The sequence below is a fragment of the Mycobacterium sp. SM3041 genome (assembly GCF_039668335.1).
Taxonomy (GTDB): domain Bacteria; phylum Actinomycetota; class Actinomycetes; order Mycobacteriales; family Mycobacteriaceae; genus Mycobacterium.
In genome coordinates, this window is sequence record NZ_JAYXBQ010000071.1 from 1 (window position 1) to 876 (window position 876).

Below are 876 nucleotides of genomic sequence, written 5' to 3' on the forward strand. Positions count from 1 at the left end.
GTTAGGTACGGCGTGGCGTGGTGACATGAAGAAGACCTCCGAGTGAAGTGCGAGCTGTCTAGGAACGCACCAACTCTCTCGGAGGTCTTCGTGTCCCACCGTAATGCCCCGCTGTCAGAAACCGGTCGTCTGCGCTTGGCCCGTTGTGTGGTCGATGAAGGCTGGTCGCTACGCCGGGCTGCTGAGCGGTTCCAGGTCGCCGTCACGACCGCCCGGCGTTGGGCCTGCCGATATCGCGAACTGGGACCGGCCGGCATGGTTGACCGCAGCTCTCGACCCCACCGCAGCCCCAACCAGACACCGACCCGGACCGAACGCCGGATCATCAAGGTTCGGGTGACCCGTCGCTGGGGCCCAGCCCAAATCGGTTACCTGCTGGGCATTCACCCCTCGACTGTGCATCGGGTGCTGACCCGCTACGGCATCGCCCGACTGCGTTGGTTGGACCGCCCTACTGGCCGGGTCGTACGCCGCATCGAGTCTGCAGCGGCCGGCGATCTGGTTCATGTCGATGTCAAGAAGCTCGGCAAAATCCCTGCCGGAGGCGGCTGGCGGATGCTTGGCCGCACCAAAGGCGGCCACAACTCCAACCAAGACAAGAGCAGCGGCGTCTTCAACAAATCCCGACAACCGCTGCGCGGCTATCACTTTCTGCACACAGCCATCGACGGCCACTCTCGATTGGTCTACAGCGAGATACTCGCCGATGAACGCAAAGAGACCGCGGCCGCATTCTGGATCCGCGCCAACAATTGGTTCCACCAATGTGGGATCACGGTCCGAAACGTATTGACCGACAATGGCTCTTGCTATCGATCGCACGCCTTCCGTGATGCGCTCGGGGATATAGTGCACCGCCGCACCAAGCCCTATCGA

General features: G+C 62.4%; 1 protein-coding gene. It reads left to right on the forward strand.

Annotated elements, in window-relative coordinates; all coding sequences use genetic code 11:
* Positions 1 to 90: 90 nt before the first annotated feature.
* Positions 91 to 876, forward strand: a 786-nt coding sequence (locus tag VXD91_RS22465) for an IS481 family transposase (protein ID WP_346416472.1), incomplete at its 3' end; no start/stop codon positions are given.